Origin of the sequence: Finegoldia magna (assembly GCF_002243175.1) — a bacterium.
In the GTDB taxonomy this organism is placed as follows: domain Bacteria; phylum Bacillota; class Clostridia; order Tissierellales; family Peptoniphilaceae; genus Finegoldia; species Finegoldia magna_J.
In genome coordinates, this window is sequence record NZ_NDYF01000015.1 from 48759 (window position 1) to 69183 (window position 20425).

General features: G+C 31.3%; 20 protein-coding genes and 2 pseudogenes. All 22 read right to left on the minus strand.

Going from position 1 to position 20425, the window contains the following annotated elements:
* Positions 1 to 3 precede the first annotated feature (3 nt).
* Positions 4 to 987: an aromatic acid exporter family protein gene (locus B9N53_RS07160; protein ID WP_094204321.1), complete on the minus strand. Its 984-nt coding sequence runs from the start codon at positions 985 to 987 to the stop codon at positions 4 to 6.
* Positions 988 to 1297: 310 nt separating this feature from the next.
* On the minus strand, positions 1298 to 1675 hold the full coding sequence (locus tag B9N53_RS09415; protein ID WP_242430276.1) for a hypothetical protein: 378 nt from the start codon (positions 1673 to 1675) through the stop codon (positions 1298 to 1300).
* A 298-nt stretch (positions 1676 to 1973) separates the two neighbouring features.
* Positions 1974 to 2282, minus strand: a complete 309-nt coding sequence (locus B9N53_RS07170; protein WP_094204322.1) for a hypothetical protein — start codon at positions 2280 to 2282, stop codon at positions 1974 to 1976.
* A gap of 55 nt (positions 2283 to 2337) precedes the next feature.
* Positions 2338 to 2958, minus strand: coding sequence for an MgtC/SapB family protein (locus B9N53_RS07175; protein WP_242432442.1), 621 nt, complete (start codon positions 2956 to 2958; stop codon positions 2338 to 2340).
* A 117-nt stretch (positions 2959 to 3075) separates the two neighbouring features.
* Entirely contained in the window at positions 3076 to 3153 is a 78-nt protein-coding gene (locus B9N53_RS09595; protein ID WP_420485234.1) for a DUF2200 family protein, read from the minus strand.
* Between the two features lie 194 nt (positions 3154 to 3347).
* Positions 3348 to 4202: a GIY-YIG nuclease family protein gene (locus B9N53_RS07185; RefSeq protein ID WP_094204323.1), complete on the minus strand. Its 855-nt coding sequence runs from the start codon at positions 4200 to 4202 to the stop codon at positions 3348 to 3350.
* 145 nt (positions 4203 to 4347) lie between these two features.
* Positions 4348 to 5619, minus strand: coding sequence for an ATP-binding protein (locus B9N53_RS07190; RefSeq protein WP_094204324.1), 1272 nt, complete (start codon positions 5617 to 5619; stop codon positions 4348 to 4350).
* A gap of 242 nt (positions 5620 to 5861) precedes the next feature.
* Positions 5862 to 6353, minus strand: a complete 492-nt coding sequence (locus tag B9N53_RS07195; RefSeq protein ID WP_094204325.1) for a methyltransferase family protein — start codon at positions 6351 to 6353, stop codon at positions 5862 to 5864.
* Between the two features lie 68 nt (positions 6354 to 6421).
* A pseudogene (locus B9N53_RS07200) lies at positions 6422 to 6712 on the minus strand (methyltransferase domain-containing protein); the annotation flags it as partial.
* A 216-nt stretch (positions 6713 to 6928) separates the two neighbouring features.
* On the minus strand, positions 6929 to 7678 hold the full coding sequence (locus tag B9N53_RS07205; protein ID WP_094204326.1) for a nucleoside phosphorylase: 750 nt from the start codon (positions 7676 to 7678) through the stop codon (positions 6929 to 6931).
* 661 nt (positions 7679 to 8339) lie between these two features.
* Positions 8340 to 9944: a ribosomal protection-like ABC-F family protein gene (gene abc-f / locus B9N53_RS07210; protein ID WP_094204327.1), complete on the minus strand. Its 1605-nt coding sequence runs from the start codon at positions 9942 to 9944 to the stop codon at positions 8340 to 8342.
* Positions 9945 to 10672: 728 nt separating this feature from the next.
* Positions 10673 to 11287, minus strand: coding sequence for a hypothetical protein (locus B9N53_RS07215; protein ID WP_094204328.1), 615 nt, complete (start codon positions 11285 to 11287; stop codon positions 10673 to 10675).
* Between the two features lie 348 nt (positions 11288 to 11635).
* On the minus strand, positions 11636 to 12223 hold the full coding sequence (locus B9N53_RS07220; protein WP_094204329.1) for a hypothetical protein: 588 nt from the start codon (positions 12221 to 12223) through the stop codon (positions 11636 to 11638).
* A gap of 412 nt (positions 12224 to 12635) precedes the next feature.
* Positions 12636 to 13532 (minus strand): hypothetical protein, encoded by an 897-nt coding sequence (locus B9N53_RS07225; protein WP_094204330.1) that lies wholly within the window; start codon positions 13530 to 13532, stop codon positions 12636 to 12638.
* A gap of 299 nt (positions 13533 to 13831) precedes the next feature.
* Positions 13832 to 13972 (minus strand): hypothetical protein, encoded by a 141-nt coding sequence (locus tag B9N53_RS09600; protein ID WP_374042228.1) that lies wholly within the window; start codon positions 13970 to 13972, stop codon positions 13832 to 13834.
* 273 nt (positions 13973 to 14245) lie between these two features.
* Positions 14246 to 15712 carry a C69 family dipeptidase gene (locus tag B9N53_RS07235; protein WP_094204331.1) on the minus strand — a complete coding sequence of 489 codons (1467 nt, stop codon included), beginning with the start codon at positions 15710 to 15712 and terminating at the stop codon, positions 14246 to 14248.
* A 123-nt stretch (positions 15713 to 15835) separates the two neighbouring features.
* On the minus strand, positions 15836 to 16045 hold the full coding sequence (locus tag B9N53_RS07240; protein WP_002834937.1) for an AbrB/MazE/SpoVT family DNA-binding domain-containing protein: 210 nt from the start codon (positions 16043 to 16045) through the stop codon (positions 15836 to 15838).
* A 30-nt stretch (positions 16046 to 16075) separates the two neighbouring features.
* The gene (locus B9N53_RS07245; protein WP_094204332.1) at positions 16076 to 16915 is read right to left on the minus strand and encodes a metal ABC transporter permease; all 840 of its coding nucleotides are present in this window, start codon (positions 16913 to 16915) and stop codon (positions 16076 to 16078) included.
* A complete protein-coding gene (locus B9N53_RS07250; RefSeq protein ID WP_002834940.1) occupies positions 16909 to 17580 on the minus strand; it encodes a metal ABC transporter ATP-binding protein in 672 nt (223 codons plus the stop codon). Before B9N53_RS07250 ends, B9N53_RS07245 begins: the two co-directional genes overlap by 7 nt.
* Entirely contained in the window at positions 17581 to 18897 is a 1317-nt protein-coding gene (locus B9N53_RS07255) for a metal ABC transporter substrate-binding protein (RefSeq protein WP_094204333.1), read from the minus strand.
* 68 nt (positions 18898 to 18965) lie between these two features.
* The gene (locus tag B9N53_RS07260; RefSeq protein WP_094204334.1) at positions 18966 to 19640 is read right to left on the minus strand and encodes a ZinT/AdcA family metal-binding protein; all 675 of its coding nucleotides are present in this window, start codon (positions 19638 to 19640) and stop codon (positions 18966 to 18968) included.
* Between the two features lie 710 nt (positions 19641 to 20350).
* A pseudogene (locus B9N53_RS09605) lies at positions 20351 to 20425 on the minus strand (IS200/IS605 family transposase); the annotation flags it as partial.

The following is a 20425-nucleotide window of genomic DNA, read 5'->3' on the forward strand; positions in this document are numbered from 1 at the left end:
CAATCACCTTCTTGTTTTTAGCTTTATTTTATTGTTCGGTTTATTCGTAATTTGATTACTAATGTCTATAAATTGATCCAGACTTCTAAACACTTGAAAAATCGCCGAACGAATTGCGAATTCTTCATGAGTATCGGGAAGTTCCATCATGTGGAAATGATTTTTCAGAAAATCTATTCTGTCTTTCACTTTGAGCATTTCCCCTCCATCTGTCAAATTTTGGGATGCTAGGATTAAAATATCTGAAATGTATTTGCCGTCTGAATATTCCGGTGGAATCGTCCTTAAATCATCATGCATTTCCTCCAACAAATCCATCTCCCTTTCTCTCAAACGCAAATCATGAAGCAAATCCCTGCTATTTTCAATCAAATTATCATTCTCAATAATTGCAATGTCAATCGCCTTGTCGATATCTGCTTCAAGTTCTGAAATCTTGTCCTCATACAGCTTCACATCCAAGTTTTGAACAAGAGATTTCCCGAACAAATTCAAAATGAACTTCATATCGTCATCAATACTTTCAATCAGCCTGTTTAATTTGTCTTGACTAGTAGGAGCGTAGAAATTAGTCAACATCGCAAATCCCGTTCCTATAAACACAAGAGCCATTTCATTCAAAATAATCGCTGAATCGATTTTCCCGAACGCTAACAAATGAGTCACAATCACACTTGAAGGGCCGAGTCCCAGCTCTATCTTCAATAAAAAAGACACAGGCACAAATAAAAGCAAATACAGTCCAAAAACCCAAGTTTTGTATCCTAGTTTTTCAAACAAAAACCCACCAATTAAAAGTGCAATCACCGCAGACAAAGTCCTCTTCAGCCCACCTTCAATCGTAGCTTTTCGAGTATCAAACACATTTAATATCGCTATAATTCCCGCCGCTGCTGCAAATTCAAGAGAAAGTTCCTGCGACACAATTATTGCCAAAAGCGAAGCCAAAGCAGTTTTGATTGTTCTAGATATTATTGATTTTCTCATAATAAACTCCCGTATACATTTCTTGTATTATTTATACCCAATTTGTAATTGAAATGGTAATTTTATGCACAATAAAAGCACCTACATTGTAGATGCTCTCCAAATTTTATTTATCCTTTGATGATTGTTGTCCGTGCGTATTTAGCTTCATTAAAACATTTGTATGAGGAAGATATGTAATATCAGCCGATACATTTTCATTGTCGTCCCATTTCTCTTTTTCATTTTCGTACGTTTGCCAATTCAAATCAAATATTTTGATTTCGTCATTTTGTGTGTAGCCTGTAAGTTTATAGAATGTTGAAAGTTCTTAATTATTGTCTTCTTCAAAAGTCACATATTTAAGTTTAATATTAGATGGTGAATTAATGTATGATAAATCCTCAATCGGAGCTTTCATTACAAAAAAAGATCCAATAACGTAACAAATTGCACAAATCCACCAAATAATTGTAGATTTTCTTTTTTCTTTGATGAAATGACTCATTAATAATACTAAGAAAAATAAAATTACGAAAAAAACGCGAAAAACAATTTCGCAGACAAATTCCATCATTCCTTCAACGAAAGAACCTGCGGCATGATTTACCATCAAATACATGCTCGCTATAGTTGCTAATAGCAGCATCGAAAGGACAATATCAAATATAATTTTTCTTAAAATAGGAATATTTGCTCTATTTTCCATTATTTTCTCCGTTTTTCGAACAGTTTTTCCCCGAAATGTATATTGCTCAAATCAAACTATTCTTTATTTTACAAACGAAAATATTACTGTTGATATTTTCATAATCATATTCTACTTCTCTATTATCTTTTTCATGTAAATATCATATTATTGTTTTGTAAATTTCATATTTAATTTCTGATAAAATATTATAAATCAACATCGATAAAACTCGAAGCCAACGTCATAATCATAAGGAAAATCGCTAAAAACATATCAGATTGAAACTATTAATCCAGTTCATTATTTCCTCCGCTGATTATTTCAGTCTGCTACCTACGAAACAACCAATCAACGAAATCGCGCCGTAAATAAATATATAAATCGTGGCACTTTCATTCATATTAATAAATACGTAAGGCACGAAAATCACCATAACTAAAAGAGGGTAAAGAAGATCTAAAGAATTCTTTCTGCCACATAATATTGCATTCACAAAAGTTATAACAGGAATTGCAAATAATAAAATAAACATTGCACTACCAGTATCTTTCATTAACAATGTCAATAAGTAAAAACAGATTACATTGACCATTAAATATGGTAAAAGTTTTTTAATTCTATTCATAAAATCTAATCCTCTTTATCACTCAATTTTACAGATTTTAAATGTAAATCTGATTTTAATTTCTTGAAAAATCTACCAATATCATAATTCTTATGAAAGATAACGTCGATTCAATCATTGATCTATCATCCATATCCTCATCAATTATATCTATTTTTCTAACTTCGACACCTTCTTCTTGTGTAAATTCATAAAAACTTTGTTGATTGAAATTACTAGTATCGAAAACCATAATATACGATTTTGTAGTTTTCTTATTAATCAAATCGCTAATTCCTTTAAGTGAAATCAAAGTTACAATGCAAATAACAGTTGCAATAATTGCTCCCTCGTAATATCCAATTCCTACAGCAAGACCAATCGCTGCCGATAACCACAAAGTCGCAGCCGTAGTAAGACCTGAAACACCATTCTTTTTTTGAAGAATAGTACCAGCACCCAAAAACCCAATTCCACTCACAACTTGACCAGCAATCCTTGCAGCATCCCTTGCCCTGTCACTAGAAATATCACCTATCGCATCAATTCCAATCAGCATAATCAAACCCGCTCCAACACTGACAATAATGTGAGTACGAAAACCCGCTGCACGGTTTTTAATTTCTCTTTCCACACCGATAATAGCGCCTAGTACAGCAGCTAAAATCAGCTTAAATGCTACTAAAATAATATCCATAAATTCCTCCTAATATATTTATACCCAATAATTATTGTGAATAAGTCATTTTACGGATACTAAGAATAAAAAAGACGATAGATATTTCTACCGCCCAGTACACTCTATATAAAATTTTTATCGTAAAATTTTCTCTATCTTCTTACCCTTAGCTAGTTCATTCACCATCTTATCCAAGTATCTAATCTCTTGCATCAAGGCCTCTTCGATATTTTCAACGCAGATTGTCTTCACAAATATTTGCGTTTACTATTTTTACTATTTCTTCACCAATTTCTTTAATCAAATCTACTACCAGAACATTTCCCATTGTAAAATATCTATTTGCGCCAATTACATTCCTTAATTATATTCGAGTGATTCACTTTCGATTTTTACACCTCATAGGATTAATTTTTATTATATCCGAATCTTTTTGTTTCTAATACTTTTTTCCAATAATTTTCTCTTTCTAATATTTGTTCTGTTTTTGTTTTAGTGTCAAATATTTCTAAAATCGAATATTTAAAATTTTTTTGGATATAACTTTCATCCTTGTCGAATATCTCAGTCAATTTTTTATTACCTCCTGTTGGATCTAAGTAATTTGCATAGCATGACCATCTTTGCCATATACCTTTACTGTTACCAGAAGCTGATCCAATATAAAGTTTCCCCGTATTTTTATCCGTTATTACATAAACTCCCTTTACATTTGATAGAGCTTGCTTATATGTCGGTTCATCATTTGAAATAATTCTAACAAGATCTTTGTGCGATAACGATACATTTTGGTAACCTGTAAAATTAAGAGTTTTTGTTGAAGAAGCCAATTCATAAACCTCTACATTCAAAGCTTCTTGTGCTTTAGTGTACCATCTTAAATATGAAAGTGATAATTTTTTCGGATCATTTATACGAACTATCAATCTTTTTTCGAATTCTTCATATTCTTTTACTTTTTCCAATTTATAACCTTCACATGAAAATTTTTCGGAATGTTCTTCACAAACTTTATATAATCCGCCAAATATATAATAATCTTTCCCATAAGGATAATATTGAGCCATAGCTATCAAGTATTTACAAGAATCGAGATTATGATTTCGGTTATTTTCTCTCCACTGATTCATCCTAAGCCATGTATCTGGCTCTTCAAGAAGCATGTCATATGCCTGTCTATTTATATCGCCTTCATTTTTATGAAATTTAATTTTAGTTCTTAACATATCATCTGTTTTTATTAAATCAATCAGTTTAATCATATTTAATCTCCTTTTCAAATGTAATAAATAATTTAAAATAAATAACTCTTCCCACCGACATCACGCCATCTTTCTGCTTGAGCGGTCAATAAGGATAAATTATAATTTATCTCAAAATTCTCGTCTGTGGCAATGTTTATAATTATTAAGGTCTTAATGATGTAATAGGTACTACATAAACACCATCATTTCTTTTATATGCAAAAGGTGATTTTGCGCATAACACCATCATAAATGATGGTTTGGACATGTTTTTTGTATCTATTTTGGATGCTAAATCTTTTAAAGTCTCAGCGCCTTCTTCAATTAATTTATCGCCACCGAGTTTAATTTCAACAAGTCCATAAGCGCCGTTTCTGAGATGAATCACTGCATCACATTCTAATCCTGACCTATCTCGATAATGATAAACCGTTCCATCTAAATAATCTGTATAAATTCTTAAGTCACGAACGCATAAGTTTTCAAATAAAAATCCCATGGTGTTTAAATCAGTTAGTAAATCATTAGGTCCCATACCTAATGATGCCGTTGCAATAGATGGATCTGAAAAATATCTGGTATCTGTTGTTCGTATGGCTGTTTTTGATCTTAAATTCGGATTCCACGCCGGAGAATCTTCTATAACGAATATTTTTCTTAAAGCATCCAGGTAAGAATAAAGTGTTACCTGATCAAATGTATCTGATTGATTTGCTAGCATATCTTGCCTGATAGTTTCTAGAGAACTTTGTGTTCCTACGTGTCTTGCATACGATTTAAGTAGTCTCTTCGCCTTTTCTTTATCTCTTTTTATAGAATCCACTCTACTAATATCATTAGACACAACAGCATCAAAATAATCTATAGCTTGGAATAAAGCTGGTTTTTCATTTAATCCAATTGATCTTGGCCATCCACCTCTGCAAATTAGAAAAGCAATTTTTTCAAAACTCGTTTCATCAATGGCTGTGATGTTTTCCCTTTCAAATAAATTTTTAAGAGACACTTCACCGCTCGAATCCTTTGACTCAAATAAACTCATAGGTCTCATCAAAAGCCTAGAAATTCTCCCCGTACCTGTGTGCATAGAATCATCAAATTCATGTGGTACTGCTGAACCCGTCAAAATAAATTGACCAAATCCATCTCTATTATCAACCTCATATCGCACAGCATTCCATAAATTAGGGGCTATTTGCCACTCATCAATTAGTCTTGGAGTTTCTCCTTCAAGCAAAGTATTAGGAGAAATATTTGCCATTTGTTGATACTGTTTTGTCATATCAGGACGATCCATAGATATAAAACTCTTAGCCTTTTGTTTCGCTGTTGTTGTCTTTCCACACCATTTAGGTCCTTCAATTAAAACTGCTCCCTTTGCATCTAATCGTTCTTCTAACAATTTATCTGCAATTCTGGGTAAATACTCCTTCATAATTTCCTCCTATACTTATTACTTAAGTAGATTCTATCAGTTATTCAAGTATTTGTCCATTTTTCATTCAAGTATTTGGCAAATTTTCATTCAAGTGTTTAGCAGGTTTTAATTCAAGTATTTGGTATATTTTCATTCAAGTATTTGGCGGTATAGCTTTATATATTTCTGTATTTACTACCTTTTCCTAAAATTTTCATAAAAAAGCACCTACAACTGTAGATGCTTGCATAAAATTAATTTTATTTTCTTTTGATCCATGGTATTACTCGATTTACTTTTTTTAAATATAATTCATATTCTTCTCCAAATTCATTTTTCAACCATTTTTCTTCTGTGTTTTTCATTAATATTGTTAAAAAAGTCCAAAACACAAATAGAAGTATTAATAAAATATAGTTTGTTGTAAATAAAAGTAGACCTGTGAATATAAATGTAAATGCTGAATAAACAGGATTTCTTACGATGCTATACACTCCTGTTGTTATCAACTTTTTTTCTGTAACTTTTTTATTTATTTTCTGAACTATTACCGCTTGGATCCATAAATATATTCCCAAAATAATCATGAATATTCCCGCTATAATAAAAAATATTTTTCCTTGTCTTAGTTTCCCTTGATAAATGTATCCATTGATATGAAGGCAAATCCCTGCTATTGTGAGGATTAGAGAAGCTAATACATATATGGGCCCAACTCCAAATATCGGCATTTTAAATTCTTGTGATTTCATTGTCTGTCCTCAATTATTGTTCTAGCAATTTGATAATTTGGTCTTGTGCTTCTCTTCCTTCTCTAAAAAATCTCGCATCTTCCAGACTCAATCGCTTCTTTATTTAACTCTCTTGACATTTTTACACTTGTTTCTGAGTGGTCAATTCCGTAAACTTTTTTTGCTTTGGTTAAAAAATATTCTATATTTTGTCCGCCGCCGCAGCCCAAATCTAGAACAATATAACCGTTTTCAATGTTTATGTAAGATTTTCCCCAACTTGCTAATTTTTCGTGTCCTTTATTCATACTTTTTAACATAAATCTGCCACCAAAATTATCTTTCGGTTTTCTAAAATTTTCAAAAAAGCGCTTAAACATTTCAGCCTCCTGCTGATACCAGTTCTCACCTATATTATACCACGTTTTCTTTTCTTAATTTCATGTTTTTGTGCAAAATAAACTGGTGTAGAGGATAGATTACGACTGCCACAACAAACATAAAATTGCTTTTTAAAAAATAAAAAACGGCTTTTAAGATTTCTTTTAAATCCTAAAAACCATTTATTTCAATACTAATCTCTTGATTTGTTTATCTTAAATTTCTTTTAAAAATTTTAATGCCAAATACAATTTACCAAGATCATGGTTGGCATTATGAAGTCCCTCGACATCATAACAGCTCTCATTTAATACATCTCCTGCTTCAAGAAAGTCGTAAAGTTCAAATCCATAAAAATCACAAGCTGCTTGCACGCCTGCAAGCTCCATTTCTACTGCTATACATCCTTCTGACTTTCTCTTTGAGACAAGTCCACGTGTCTCACGAAGCATAACGTCTGTAGTCCAAACTTTTCCCTTAGTATATGGTGCTTTTTCTTTGATAAAAAATTCTTCAAGCTTATCATGATTTTTAATAGCAATGTAATCTGAAGGAGCCGCATAATAATAAGATGCTCCCTCACCCCTATAAGCCTCTATTGGTATAATGTACTTTCCAAAAGTCTTTTCCTTGTCAAGACTACCACAAGATCCAAACATAATAAATTTATTTGCACCCGTAATCCAATTAACTTCTACACAATCTCCTGAAGCAAGAGCCGACCCCATCATAGTAAGGTAAAATACAAATTCTTGACCTTTGAAGCTACTTTTATATATTTGCCTTGACCCATTTGCAGATCCTATTTCGCCAATTTCTTCGCATTCAAAATTATCAAGCAAATATTCTAGTATGCTTTTTGAAAATATTATCAAGCATTTTTCTGCAATATTTTTCTTTTCTCCATAAAAGTCTTTTAGACTGATAAGTGGCTCTGTTTCATTATCATAACTGTCTATTATCATAGTTTCCCCTCTTAATTTTTATATAACTATTCAAATCATTCATATGTGTGAATATCAATAACTAATAAATAAAGGTATTCATTATAAATCTAAACTATCCTTGTCCAATAAGAAGTCGAATAAATTAATAGTGAACCCATTGTCTTTTTTTCGTATTAATTTATCCATATAATAATCACGCTTTATTTCCATAAAACTATACCTCTATCTGTTTAGAATTATTTCCATTTTGGAACTTAATCTAAGTATATTGTACAGTGTAAGGTCATATAATTCTATCTATTTCGAAATAATTCTATAACTGACATATTTTGAAGCTGGTTTATATCATCAAAAATTTTTCTAATGATATTAAAATTTTTATCTGTTTTTATAAAATAATATTTATATAACATGTCATTATTGTAATGGAAGGCTTTGTTAAACTCTTTCGTCTGCAATTATATGATCTACGCCATATGTTCCTATAAGGTATTTTCCAAATAGAAAAATGGCTTTAAGAATTTCTCCCAAATAAAAAATACTACGAAGATATCCTCTCCCCTTCCTTAGGTTTGTCTCTCGACTTATCTGTTCCCTTATAGGTAAATATTCTATTTAAAATATTTATATTACCACCTCCTAAAATTAGGTATAAGAAAAGCACCTACTTTTGTAGATGCTAAAATCTATTTTTTTCTTCAATAAGATTATTATACTCTTCTTCTAGTTTTTCTCTTTCCTCTTTGGGTATCTCCATTGCTAGTCTAGAACTTATATAGGATATTCTAAAATCAAGTAATAAACTATCTCTATCCTTGCTAATTTTTGTCTTTTTATTTCTATTTTTGTATTGTGATAAATTACCTTTAAAATTTTTGATTCTTTTATTTTCTATAATCAGAAGTGTATCTGCTATTTTATTTATAAACTCCTCATCATGACTTACAAAAATAAAAGGTCTATCATAAGATTTCAATAGATTTTCTAAACTTTCTATTGCTCTTATATCCAAAAAGTTTGTCGGTTCATCAAATATAAGGTAATTAAAGTCAGATGTTAAAATTTTAGCCAATTTTACCTTAGCTTTTTCTCCATCGCTTAATACGCTTATAATCTTGTATACATCGTCAGTCTTAAGTCCTAATCTTGCAAGAACAATTCTTGTCATTGTTTCATCATATATAGACGTATTTGATACATTTTTTAAGATGCTGGAATTGTCTTCTAGAATATCACTCATTTGACTAAAATAACCTATTTTAAGATTTGGATGCACCCATATATTTTCTTTATTAAGAATCATCTTTAAAAGGGTAGTTTTCCCACTTCCATTTTCTCCAATGAGCGCTATTTTAGAATTGCTGTTAATTTGAAAGTTGGATTTTTCAAACAAAATCTTATTTTCAAATTTTTTATTCAGGTTTTCCGCTCTTATCAAAATTTTAGAATGAATTCGTTTATTATCTGGAAAGGATAGTTGTATCTCTTTTTCTTCTTTAGGTTTTTCTTTCGTATCAAGTTGATTTATCCTAGATTCTACAGCTTTTACTTGTTTGTCTAATTTTTTCTTGTTTTTTTGACCACCCATCTTATGGAGTCTTGCTTCTGAATTCCCCATCCTTTTAGGCGTGGTTCTTACTTTTGATGATTGTTCCTTTATATTGATAGCTAGATTTTCTAGTCTTCTTTTTTCTTTTATAAAATTCGAATACTCTTTATCTTGAAACTTTTGTCTTTTTTCTCTTTCTTCGAGATAGAAATTGTAGTCTCCATTATATTCTTCAATTTTTTCATCCTTTAACTCTAGAATTTTTTTGCAAGTTCTATTTATGAAATCACGATCATGCGAAATTATAAGGTATCCTGTTTCTCTTGAATTAAGCTTTTCTATAAGTTCTTCTTTTTGCTCGAGGTCTAAATGGGATGTAGGCTCATCTATTAAAAGAAACTTAAAGCTATCTGATAAAATATCTGTTAGTTTTAACCTTTGTTCCTCACCCGGACTATAATCGTCATCAATCTTTAACTGAGATTTGGAATAGATTTCATCGGAAAAATTTTTAGCTTGAATATCATAATTTAATAAGTATCCTAAATCTCTATCCACTCTTACTTGACCAGTATAGTCTTTATCTAGTCCTAATATTATTCTTAAAAGAGTAGTTTTACCCGTTCCATTCTCACCTATTAATGCTATCTTATCATTTTCATTTATTGATAAACTATCAATTTCAAATAGCTTTCTATCTGGTAAAGTTTTTATTAAGTTTTGTATATCTATCATAAATCCTCCTATGTTTTTTTGAGAGGATTTTTCCTCTCTTAGTTATTTGTAAGACTATATATATTGTTCATTTGTCTGTACCTCCTAATACTATTTAATAATTTATACCCATAAAAAACAATCAACCCTCTATCATCATAAACCGATTGACTTGTACATTTCACACCTTATTGCTCACCATAGCAATAACTCCACCTATCTTTTCTGTAGATTTTTCTTTATCTGCCTTTGTGTTTTCTGTGGAATTTGTTTATATAAAGATTTGAAACCTTTAGTCCATGTTTTTCAAGAACATACTCTTTGATTTATAAAATCAGTTACCCTTTAAAAATTGGAGATGGATTGTTGATTTTAAATTGATTAGTATGTGCTTGATAGGACATTTATCCTGTTAAATATAACTTTACTATATTTTGCTTAAATTCGAAAGAGTAACTATTATTTTTTCTAAAACCTTTTAACCCTTCATGTCTTTGTGATTTAAATAAAGTAACTCACCTTCTGACTATTGAATAATCATTGAGTCAATATTTATCGGTTAAATATTTATATCTTCCTTCTTTATTTAAGTGTTATTGTACTATTTTCATCTTAAATTCTATACTATATTTTGCCATAAAAAAACTGACCTCTTTAAGTTGGTTTTAGATCCAACTTTTTGGGTCAGTTCAGAATTTTAATAGTTTATCTTAATATTATTTACTATTTTACACGAACAATACACTCGTCTATTCACACTCTATACTCATATAATACTCATCGCAAAACTTATCCCACTTAACTGTATAGTCATCATGTGTGAGCAAGGTCAAGTCTTTTGCTGCATATATATTTCTTTTTCTTGCTTCATCAAAGAAATAGTCAAAACCACAGAAGGTTTCACTAAGATAGGCGTATACGTACTTGAATCCAAGGCTATATGCAAGGTATAGGCGTGTATGTCCATCTAGGGACGCGTATGTGCCTTCGCGTTTTGTAACTGGTATGATCACGTCTTCTTCTCTATTGACAAAGCTCTTAACTGCCTTTAATTTATCACTATCGATAAAGAACTGTATTGGCTGGATTTTATCTAGATCAAGCTTAAAGACCTTCACGTCTTTGAATTTCTTAATAAGCTTACCGCTTTCATCATAAAAATTTATGATATGCTCTGCATTAAATCGAAACTCTTCAATGACCTCATCAAAATATGCTTTTCCGCCTTTTATAAGTGCCTCTGTCTGTGATATGATTTTAATTTCTACAGGCACATCGCCATCTGCAATGTAGCAGCCGTGCTGATATAATGCTTCTTGACTGAAGCGATTGTCATCATATGTATTGATTCTTTTTATTCTCATTTATTATCATTTATTCTCCTTAAATTTACATGTATATTCGATTGAATATTTTCACTCACACAAATCCTTTACATATATTTGACAAGGGTTCCACTCGTCCCATAAACCAGAGAAGACTTCTTTTTTTAGTGTTTCTCCGATGTTTACACTAAATGGACACCATCTCTAAATAGTAGTAATAGTCATCGTCGACTTCGTTTTCTGCAAACAATACGCAATCAGCCTCGACTATAATTTCTGCTGTCCTTTATCTAAATGCTTTTTTTATCGTTAACAATAACGAAATTATTCTCCATAATTTTTCTGCTTATATTTTTTATGTCTCGCAATAATCTCTTTTTGCCTGTATTATTTAGCTCGTATTTTGATATGTCCGCTACTTAGTCCTTTACTTAATTCCCTATCAGGAAAAAACATTATTTCAAGTTCATTAAAAGCATCTTTTGTTACCATATATTCATTTTTAAGTAGATCATCAAAATATCTATTAATATATTCTTCACTTTCATCAGTAATAATTGCTTTTATGCTATCATGAAAAATTTCTTTCATTCCTTCCATACCAATATCTGCATTTTCATTTGTTTTGTTTATAGTTATAACTATCTTATTTGTATCGTTTGCGTTTAACATCTCAACTGCATAACCATAAGTTTCTCCAAAATATTTAGTCCTAATATTTCCTCTTTTTATGTTAATAATAGGGCTATTAGAAAAAGAGTTATAATTTGCTATAAAATTGTTCACAACTTTATCCTTAGCATATTCTGTATCTTTAACTTTCTCTTCGGATATATTTTTAGTTTTATCAAATTTTTCTGTTGCTTGTTCACTTTTAACATTTATCTCTTCTTTTTCTTTTAAAGATTCACATGCAACTAATGGAATCATACATACTACAATCAATAAAAGACTTATTAATTTTTTCTCTCCCAATTTTATTTTCTCCTTAAAGCCTTACAAATCTCACAACGCATCCCCTTGTCGAATCAATCCAATCAGGCTTTGTTTACACTCGCCTTCTTGGAGATTCTTAGAACCAGACCTCATGATTATTTTCACTTCGTTATACTAATAACTAATAATATTACAGTCTCAACGTGATATTATTAAACAATTTTCTAAAATTATATTCTCACAAAAACACATTGAATTCTATAGGTTTATAATAATCTTATGTTTTCAAATTTACTTTTTTGATTAGGCTATTTTGATGATGGTTCTCACATCATTTTCTAAATCTTCTAAAGTTTCAATTTCTACATCTTCATTATTTTTGTTTAAATTTGTAACAGTAGAATATAACTAACCTACTGCAATATTAAGTGCTAATCTAAAAATATAAACATTAATTTTCAGCTAGTATATTTTTTATATTATCAAAAAAATCCATCAAACTATTTTTCAACTCTGACAACAAGCAAGTTTCCTCATTTTTAGTCTTAAGATTTAAGTAAGTAATCTGTTCGTTTCTAATTGAAGAACTCTCAATATCATGAGCTAATGAATTTCTCAAATTTATCCAATTTTGTTGTGGAGCAGATGTATTATATAATTCTTTGAACAATTTATTTTTAACCTCGATCTTTCCTCTTAATTTTTTATCAATCTCAATTGCTAATATTTTTTTAGAAAAATCAGAAATGTTATTCTCTTTGGGAATTTTATTAACAATTACACTTTTAAACATACTTTCTGTAATACTAAATGCTGCTAATAACAATGACTTTTTAGTCAATTCATCGGATGTAGCTTCAATTCTGCTAAATATATAGTTTATTTTTTCGTCGAATAAGTTAACCTCTATTGGATAATTTATATATGCTAACAACTCACTTTCTGAACTATCCACCATATTATTCCAATAAGTTAACTCTGTTGGAAGTTCTTGCTCATATTCTGTCCCATAAGGAACACCGTACAAATCAAGACACTCAGATACAATAAGATCTGCAATTTTATTATCTCTCTCAATAAATTTAACTTTTGAATCTAATTCTTCATTTAAATATTCTATACTTTTAACACCCAAGTTAGATAATTCTGATAATAAATCAATGTACTCTTGAATTGATAAAATCTTTCCCCAAGGTAGTTCAATACATACTTCGGCTAATAATTCTTTTTCATAACATTCTCTAAATCTATCCCATTCAACATAATTTCCATAAATGATATCATCCGTTCCAGTTTCCTGATCAAGAAAATTTAATATCTCTTCTTGCCAATCTTTATAATCAAACATTCTAATTCCCCCAACTAAATTATAAATTCTTATTTTTAATTTACCACTTTAATGAACTTTTTCTTTTTTACCACTACAATCTATATTTAATCACAAATATAATTAGGACAGAAAGCGCTTTATTTCTACCCTTCTATTCGGCTTTATCTAAATAAGTTACATTTTTCTATCTTTGTTTATGTTGCATATTTTCTATATTTGAAACACCTAAAATTTATATCTGTATTTCCGAATTATATTTCTTACTCTTTCTCGCAGCGTTCCATCTTATAAAATTCCACATTGCTTCAAAATGCCATTTAAAGTTGAACTGCTCCAAATTGCTCTTTTGATATTATTCCATCATGATGATCCTTATTCAAATACTGATTCTCATAGTTGCAGGAATTAACAATTGCCACATTTCCGGTATTCTTCCTCCTGTTCAATATAGATTTAATTCCTTTCTTACTTCAACGAGCTTTTCCTTTCGGCGATTTAATACCGTTTGTTTTTAACCTATTTCTAAATACAACTAATGCTATAACTTTCCAAATATCATTTGAAGATATTTATGATTAACTTTATCTATTAAGCGTATATGGTAATATCCCATGGCTATCATAGTTGCGTAGAATGGTTGTATACTTAGTGCTTTCATTTGTGTTTCCTCTTTTTAAAATTTCTTATGTACAAAATCGGGTTTGATTGTCAAACCCGATTTTAGTTAAATATTAGTTGTCACTTCTTGCAAATCCGTTTTTCATTTCGCAGCTTGCTGTGAATAAAACGTCGTGAAGTAATTTGTCTGTTTTTTCTTTTAAGAAATCTGCCATTTCTTGGTTTGCTTTTTCAAGTAATTCGTGAGCGTTACCTGAGTTCTTAGCAAATTCTTCGTCGTATTTGTTGATGATTTCGTTGGATTTGGATTGAATTGCTCCTTGATATCTTTCGATAAAGATTGCTGTTTTGTTGAAGTGTGCATCGCAAAGTGCAGCTATGATTCTGTTAGCCCAGTAGAAGTTTTCTGATGTTGCTTTTACTACTTGATCACCTACATAGCTTGGAGTTGTTTCTACGTTTGCGTAGAATGCAACGGCTGCGTTGAATGCGTTGCTACCGAATGACAACCATTGAATTGCTCTAATTTCTTCTGGAGCGTATGGTCTTATTTGTGTAAAATGAGTTACATTGTCACGGCTAATTCCCAATGGACGATACATTCCACGGTAGTTTGGATCTCCGTGTTTTGCGTAGCAATCATAAGGTGTTCCTTCGTAGTGGCTGGACAATATTGTCTTCATATCTTCAACTGTGATTTTTCTTTCTGGTACCATTGCCCATGGCAAATCATCAGATTCTGGTGTAAAATCAGCATCAACTCCATCCCAAATCAATGTTTTTGGATTGAAATATCTTAGCATAATCCATGCTCTTGGTGTGTTGTATGTGTGATCTGAATGATCATGAGATCCGTATGCTAATCTTGGATTTACATAATCTTCTTGATCTAAGAATAGGTGATGTTTTTCGGACCATTCTTTCAAATCTTTTGAGCACATGAATTCATTTTGTTCGCCGTAAGCATCATCAAAATCGAAATAATCAATTCCCAATTGGTTTGGCATTACAACGTATGCATCATCAGGAACTCTTCTTGCCATCCAGTGATGTCCGCCGATTGTTTCCAACCACCAAATTTCGTCAACATCTTGGAATGCGATTCCGTTTGATTCATAAGTTCCGTGTTCTTCAAGTAATTTACCTAATCTTTCAACGCCTTCTCTTGCAGAGTTGATGTAAGGAAGAACCAAAGTTACGAAATCTTCTTCTCCAAGTCCACCGAATTTTTCATCTTTTGTTGGAGATTGAATCAAAGGATCTGCTCCTTGAACTCTTGGATTAGTAGTGATCGTTTCAGTAGCGCTCATTGAAATATTTTTTTCGTTAACGCCTGATGCCGCCCAATCTCCTTCAAATGTGTCAGAGTTTGGAAGTGCTGTGTATCTCATAGGATTATCAGGTAAATCCACCTTGCATCCTGATAAAACTGATTCGTATTTTCTTGGTTGATCTTCTGGTTTTACAACGATAAATCTCTTAGCTGTAAAAATTCCAGAAGGAGAATCTTCACTTCTTGAAATAATTGTGGAGCCGTCAAAGCTCGCTTCTTTACCTACTAATAATGTAGTACATGCCATAATTACATACCTCCTTAAATGTGATACTTTTTTTAATATCCAATATCATTATACCCCTTTTTTCATATTTTTTACACAGAAAAAAGAAAAAAGACTATCGTTTTTTTGATAGTCCTTTTGATTTTATTCCTCTTCGTTTAATGCATCGATTGTATCATCAGTCAATCCCTTTAATTTTTCGACATAGTTTGCATCGTGATTTTTCTTAGGAATCAATATTATCCTGTCGTTTTCAAGTTCACACTCAAATATATCTCCAACTCTTAGGTCGTATTTTCTCATTAATATATCTGGTATTGTAATTTTGTTTCCTTTTTCTACTTCGAAATTCATATTATCCTGCCTTCTTCTGTAATGTTGTGTTTACTTTATTTTAGCATTATTTCTTGAATTTGAAAAGTTTTTCCTATTTGGTTGTTTAATTTTTGAATATGCTACGAAAACTATCATTCCTATAACTACATTTACTACGATTGCTCCACCTGGTTTAATATCAAATTGATAAGATTGAACTATTCCCAACATCATATACAAAATACCGAGTATTATCGTTATGATGTATGTTTTCTTGTAGCTTTTTGCAATTATGAGTGCTGTGGCTACGGGAAGTACAATCAAAGATGTCACCATCAACGCTCCAACGATTTTGACTGCAAGAGCTATAGTAATCGCTGATAAAAAAGTAAATATTGCATTAATTCGATTTACTTTCACCCCAGCAAGACGAGCGATGTTTTTGTCGATAGAAATAGCCAATAGTCCGGAATATTGCGATATAGACACCACTAAAATTAATATAAAAATCACAGAAATATTTATCACATCTCTGTTTGTTACAGAAGAAATGCTTCCGAAAAGATACGATTCAAATGAGTTTCCTCCAGGAGCAAAATCAGATAATATCGCTGCAATTCCAAGTCCCGTACTCATTATGACAGCAGTTGCCATATCTCCGTATTGCGGAAATTTTTTCCTGATTAATTCGATTAAAAATGCCGCTACAACACAGACTATTGCAGAGCCTAATAAAGGATCAAATCCTAAAATAAGTCCAAGCCCAACTCCACTAAGAGCAGTATGAGAAAGCGCATCTCCTATCATCGATGTTTTACGATTAACCATTATTATTCCAATCATCGGAATCATTATCGAAAGCATCAATCCTGCTACCAATGCTTTTCTCATAAACGCAAATTCTAGCATTTTACAAGCCTCCCTTCAATCATTTCGTATTGTGTTCTATCAATATCCAAAGCTTCTATTTCTTTTATTTCGTGAGTTACCATTATTACAGTTATGTTGTAATCTTTGTTGAGTTTAGCAATTGTTTTTATAAATTTCTCTTTGTTTTCTTTGTCAACACCTGCAGTCGGCTCATCGAGTATAAGAAGTTTGGGCTCGTTAATCATCGCCCTACAAATCATAGCTCTTTGTTGAAGCCCTCCCGACAACTCATTTACTGGACGATTAATATATTCTTTCATTCCCATTTCTTCCATAATTTTCCTAGCTTTATCGTAATGTTTTTTGCGTGCGACTTTAATTAGCCCAAAATCTTCATACAAATTTAACGTTACAAGCTCCAAACAAGTAATCGGAAACGCAATTTTGTTTACAATATTTATTTGAGGAACATATCCTATATCTCGGTAGCTTTTGTAATCTTTAATATTTTTATCTAAAACTTTGATTTCTCCGTCATCAGCTTTTAACTCTCCCAGCATTAATTTCAATAAAGTTGATTTACCGCTACCATTTCCTCCAAGGATTAGAGCCATTTCTCCTTGATTTATCTTCAAATTCAAATCTTTAAGCACCAAATCTTCATTATAACCAAAGTTTAAGTTTTTAATAGTTACTGCATTCATTTATACACCTGCCTTTTTCATAGATTCGTATAAGTTTTTCAAATTCATCTCAATTAATTCGATATATCCTTGATTATTGTCTTGTTGTTCTTTTGTTATAAATTCCATCGAAGCCAAAGGCTTTATATCTCCTCCCAATTCTTCCGATAAAGTCTTCGCTTCTTTAGGAGGTTTTCCATATTCATAAAATACCGTAGTAATGTTTTTTGTTTTCGCAAAATCCACGGCTTTTTTTATTGTTTTAAGACTTGGACTTTCCATGCTAGTAAGACCTTCTAATGGATACTGAGTAAGCCCAAAATCCCTCGCTATATATGCATAAGCGTAATGTGTTACCAAAAAGCTTTTGTTGTCTAATTTACTAAATTTTTCTTTGTATTCTGCGTCAATATCTGTCAATTTATCTACATATTTCAATTTGTTTTTGTGATAAATTTTCTTATTGTCTGGATACTTTTGTATCAATTTATCTTGGATACTATTCAAGTACTTCTTTGCATTTACAACTGATAACCATGAATGTGGATCGTAAGTTATCTTATCAAACCCTGACGAAGAACCTTCCATTACAGGCTTTAATTTGCCCTCATCTTGAAGTAATTTACCGTTAGTATCTTGTAAATAATACGGTAGCAAATCTTCGCTTATTCTGTCTGATACGAAAATCCACTTGCCATCATCTTTTATGTTGTAAAATATCTCCCCAGATTCATGGCCCATTTCAAGGCCATATACTTTTCCTTCTTCTACATCAAAAGTGTTTTTTTGGTGAACAATCTCACCCTTTTGATTCATAATTTCCTTTGCTTTTTTGACTAATTCTTTCTTGTCTTCTCCATTATCCTTGAAGAACGCAACTCTCATAATATCTTCATGAGTGTGCCCAAAATCTATTTTGCGTTTTCCTTTTGTTAAATCCAATCTTGCCATATATTGAAAGTCGCCCCTAGCAGCAGCTCCTTTATAAGTGATCAGCTCTACAGAATCCGATAATTTCAAAATATCCAAATTAGGCAAATTCTCGTGCACCTTGTCCACCCAATGTTCCATATTCGCTCCGTTCACTACCAGCAAATCCGCATCGGCAAGTTTCTTCATATCCTTGGCAGACGGCTCCCACAAATGAGGCTCCTTGTCTACCGGCATGAAAGTTCTCACCTCTACAGTATCTCCTGCAATCATCTTCACCAAATCATGCACAGGAAAAAACGATGTGTAGATAACAGGTTTCCCCGAAGATTTCTTCGTGTAATTGGAACATCCTGCAAACAAAATCATGCACAAGACTAATAGAAAACTCAACAGTCTTTTTTTCATTTTAATTCTCCTTTTCAAAAATAAAAGGACAGGTTGTCCCTGCCCTTTGTCAATTTCATATTCAAACCTTATTCTTCGATTTCTCCGATAATTTGTTTATCAGTTGTGTTTGGTTTTACGAAAGTTGGGAACCAGCCTTCCTTTGCAAATAATTCTTCCTTGTCATTGCCATATCTCATGTGGAAATGTGTCAACTCTTCTTCGCCATGAATTGGCATCATCAATAAAACTTTGTATTTCGCGTTAGAATCCACAGCTTCAAAAACATCCCATTCTAGCATGTGTGATCCATGTTTTACAGCCTTTTTTTCTACAAATTTGTACTCAGTTTCAGCTATTTTATCTCCATTTTCTGAAGGGATTTTGCTTGTAAATGTAATCTTGTTTCCGTCGATTTTCAATCCGTTGAATTCACATTTTCTTTTTTCAAGATAATCTGATTTAGCTTTTTTCTCATCAACATTTTCTTTTTTCGCTAAAGTTTTGAAAGCGCCTTGAACTTCTGGCTTATCCAAATAGCTTCCCATGTTGTTCCATTCTCCATCCCAATCAGACAAGCTTACTTCTTCTTTTTTGTCCTCAGTTTTTTCAGTAGCTTTGCTTTCTTCTTCTTTTTTGTCTTCTTGCTTTTGTTCAGTTTGCTTAGTATTTTCTTTCGGTGCATCTTTTTGTGCTCCACAACCGTTTAACAACAAAGCCGCTGACATCACTCCAACTATAGCCATCAATTTTAATTTATTCATATCAATACTCCTTATTTATATTTGTTAGCAGAAAAATACAAATAGTTATTAATATCTCAAAACAAATTCGAATGCATTCTAATTTTATTAACTAATTAACTTACTACAATAAAATCTTATTTTCATTCTAATCATTATATTCAATTTTAAATATGTAATAAGTTTTTTGAGAATTAAAAACTTATTTAGTTGCAAATTACGTCTAATCTGCAAAATCAATTGTAAAAATCATCCTACTAACTTTATCCAAATAAATAATAACATTATTTTTTTATTCTGTCAATAATGATAATCATTTGTATTTATCACTAGAACTAAATCTCACTATAGTCCCATAATCAAAGAATAACTTAATATAAGCTTTACATAACAGTAGACGTTTCATTTAATTTTTTTATACATAAATTTTATTTTTTATCTCTCTGTTAATTTTAGTATTTTAATATATTTCTCCTATTACTTGATTGAAATGCATGGCTACATTATATTTTATCTTTCTATGTCCATTATTAGCCGTGGCAGCTCTTTATATCTATTTACATTTTTATACGTACTTCTTTCAATTTTTAGACAAATCATAACCACCAGCTTAGCTGGTGGTTTGCTCTGCCCCTATAAGGGGCTGTTGCCTGCAATGCACCTTGTGCATATTGAATGCCCGACAGCTGCACTACATTCTCAATTGACGCTAAAGCGCCTCTTTCTTCTTTTTATTTTTTATTCTTTTTCCCAGTAAATGGGTCTATATACTCTTTCAAACTTATTTGGTCCGCTATATAATCTTC